The organism is Vibrio sp. 1249-1, assembly GCF_033340495.1.
The window spans coordinates 1-757 of the sequence record NZ_JAWOWJ010000438.1 but is presented as its reverse complement, the minus strand read 5'-3'; the positions used below and the strand labels follow the sequence as shown (position 1 = coordinate 757).

Sequence of the window (757 nt, the reverse complement as noted above, 5' to 3'; positions counted from 1 at the left end):
TATCGCAACAACTTTCTGATACTTTACTGTTTGAATATCAGATCACCGAAAAAGTTCGACTATCCGGCGGAGACATTAGCGAAAGCTATATGATAAACGACGGTGAGCAACGCTATTTTGTCAAAATCAACGACCGAGAATTCTTGCACAAGTTTGAAGTTGAGGCCGAGAGCCTGCACTTGTTACGCGAAACTTCGACAATATTTGTCCCTGAAGTGGTATTGGTCGGTAAGACCAAAAACAACGCTTTCATTATTTTGAACTACCTTCCTACCAAACCCCTAGATGACCATGAAAACAGCTTTAAATTTGGTCAGCAATTAGCTCAACTGCATCAATGGGGAGAACAGAAAGAGTTTGGTTTCGATACCGACAATTATCTCGGTTCCACCCTGCAGCCGAATCAATGGCACAAAAAATGGTGCATGTTCTTCGCTGAGCAACGTATTGGTTGGCAACTGCAGTTATTAAAAGAGAAAGGCGTGACGCTAGTTGATATCGACGACTTTATTGACGTTGTAAAACAGCTTCTTGCGAACCATACGCCAGAACCGTCTCTTCTACATGGTGATTTATGGAATGGTAATGTCGCTCTCACCGCGTTTGGCCCGATTTGTTTCGATCCTGCATGCTATTGGGGGGACCGAGAATGCGACATCGCGATGACTGAATTGTTTGGAGGGTTCCAACCTGAGTTCTATCAAGGGTATGAATCGGTGATGCCATTGCTGCCTAACTATCATGAACGAAAAGATAT

1 protein-coding gene is annotated in these 757 nt (G+C 43.6%); it reads left to right on the top strand.

All coding sequences use genetic code 11. The features are described from left to right. Positions 1 to 757 (top strand): fructosamine kinase family protein (locus R7Z50_RS26865; RefSeq protein ID WP_318149664.1); only part of this gene is annotated, 757 nt, incomplete at both ends.